Annotated in this window: 3 protein-coding genes; 1 reads left to right on the top strand and 2 read right to left on the bottom strand. The window is 52.6% G+C overall.

Going from position 1 to position 2,021, the window contains the following annotated elements; translation table 11 throughout:
• Both BLW97_RS18400 and BLW97_RS18395 read right to left on the bottom strand, forming a co-directional pair.
• The coding region (locus tag BLW97_RS18400) for a winged helix-turn-helix domain-containing protein (protein ID WP_242947882.1) at window positions 1-594 on the bottom strand (594 nt) is incomplete at its 3' end.
• A gap of 18 nt (window positions 595-612) precedes the next feature.
• Complete coding sequence (locus tag BLW97_RS18395; protein WP_242947881.1) at window positions 613-981, bottom strand: hypothetical protein; 369 nt, start codon at window positions 979-981, stop codon at window positions 613-615.
• A gap of 239 nt (window positions 982-1,220) precedes the next feature.
• On the opposite strand from BLW97_RS18395, the gene BLW97_RS18390 reads away from it, so the two are divergent.
• The gene (locus BLW97_RS18390; RefSeq protein WP_077218557.1) at window positions 1,221-1,787 is read left to right on the top strand and encodes a hypothetical protein; all 567 of its coding nucleotides are present in this window, start codon (window positions 1,221-1,223) and stop codon (window positions 1,785-1,787) included.
• The last annotated feature ends 234 nt before the right edge of the window (window positions 1,788-2,021 follow it).

Here is a 2,021-nt window from a genome sequence, read left to right as displayed (position 1 = left end):
AACCGCCAATACCAGCGTTTGTCCCCGAGGCGCATACCCGCGCACCCAATGGGCATCTTCCTTGACGGCCGTCTCGTCCCCCCAATAAATCACCGCTCCCTCTTGGGCCGCTTGCGCGCGCAGGCGGGGATAATCCTGTTCCAACCACTGACGGACTACTTCTGGATTCTGCTCCAATGCCCTTTTGACAGGGCGTTGTGGAGTGAAGCCCCAACGCTTGAGATACTTACCCATCAGACGCTCCTGTAGATCCGCCCCAAAATGGTCTCGAATCAGCGCGCGTATCGCCGGTCGCGTCCAGAGCGCAAAAGGCAACTTTATTTGCTGAGGGTTACCCTTGACGATCTGATCGCGTATCCAGGCCTCGGCGGCCAGGGTCAGTTTGCGACAGGCACCTCTACCGGCCGACCTCGGCGCTTCTCTCCCAGCCCTTTTTCTCCTTCTGTACGGCGCCCGCGCCAACCAGCCTTTAATGGTCGTAGGATGTGCGCCAGATACCTTGGCCAACTCTTTCACGCTCATCCCGGATTGCTTGCGCAGACGAACCACCACCTGGCGAAGCATCTGCCTCCCTTCCATCGTCAAGCGGCGCACGTCGATCCTTTCCATGCTCTATATAATATCAAAGGATGTTCGGGTATTTAAGGGCCGTATTAATAAACCGAGCATCTCGCGCCAGAAATCCTTGTAAGCCTCACTGTGCAATTCGTGAATAAAACCCCTCCAGCTGGGCGTCAGGACTTTCTCCAGCGCTGGTCGATATTGCAGTGCGAGACGATCATGGCTTGCTTGCCCGTGCGCCCTTTTGTAACCCATTTGGGATTCAAAAAGAACGGGATCAGGAAGATCCTTGCAGAGCTGGTCAAACTTTTCCGGATAAAGAAAATCCGAAATACGGATCCATGGGTAAGGCTGCGTATGCCGAAATTCTTGGGATTGGGCGCCCAGCCTGTCCATAACCGATTTGTTGATTACATCCATAAATGCCATCCGAAATGATCTGCTATTGCTCAACCGCCTAAGACCATTATATCGCTAGCAAATTCCAGGAGATTCTGCAGTGAAAGGCTTCAAACAAAACCGTGAACAATCATCGCCTCGTCAAGTTCGACCCCGACTGGCAGGGAACTTTCTGATAGGAACTCCGGTCTTTTCGAATGGAAGAACACTTCCATCCGATTGTTTTGGTCCCAGGGTTTTTTACAGCAAGGAGGATAGCCATGAAAAGAAACCCTCTCTCGAAAACAAAACGCCAGTGGCTTGCCTTGGCGAGCTTGCCCCTTCTCGGTGCGACTATGGCCTTACCCCTCGCCCATGCGGCGACAGCTTATGTTTCAGTGGATGGCCATTCGATTCCCGTTTCTGCGGAAAACAAAACCATTCATATTCCCGGTGGTGTCATCCGAATACAAACGGTCACTTGGGGGGCGCAAGGTCATCCCGGACATTTGCAGGTGACTGCCAGCCATCTCTCTCCAGTACAGGCGCAAGCGCTGATCAATCGGAGTTTGTGGCAGATGCGCTCCATGCAGGTGGCAATGGATCGACAGATCGCTCAAATGAATCAGCTCATGCGGGTATCTTTTGGTCCTTTCATCGGTCCGGCCTTCAACTTCCCTGAACCGGTCATGATGACCCGATGGTTTTTGCCTGAAACGGAGATGAGGACGCCCATTCAGGCATCCCATGTACTGGCAGCCCCCATAAATCCCATGGCCAGTCACGAGATCCTGTCAGTACGCTGGAAGCATCCTGAGAAAATAGATCATCCTAAATTGCCTATTTGATAGCATTACGAGATATACCCCAAAGACCAGCTCGCGGTGTCTGAACACGAGCAGCAGATGATGTTGGCGAATACTCCAAGGACCTCTTGGAATCAGGCATCTGCCGTGAATTCGTTGCTGTTTTGACGGATTCAGCCCCACGTCACGGGGCATTTTCCTATACCAGGAAGGTGCTATGTCCACGCTCTTATGTCGCCAGTGCATTTACTACGTTGCTTTTGGTCTCACCGTAAT

Origin of the sequence: Acidithiobacillus albertensis, from assembly GCF_001931655.1 — a bacterium.
Lineage (GTDB): Bacteria > Pseudomonadota > Gammaproteobacteria > Acidithiobacillales > Acidithiobacillaceae > Acidithiobacillus > Acidithiobacillus thiooxidans.
The sequence above is the reverse complement of the archived record's forward strand: the minus strand, read 5'-3'. Positions and strand labels throughout refer to the sequence as shown.

Bases quoted from the DNA above. Each gene is read 5' to 3' on its own strand.
- BLW97_RS18395 (WP_242947881.1), bottom strand. From the start codon at position 981: ATGGATGTAATCAACAAATCGGTTATGGACAGGCTGGGCGCCCAATCC.
- BLW97_RS18390 (WP_077218557.1), top strand. From the start codon at position 1,221: ATGAAAAGAAACCCTCTCTCGAAAACAAAACGCCAGTGGCTTGCCTTG.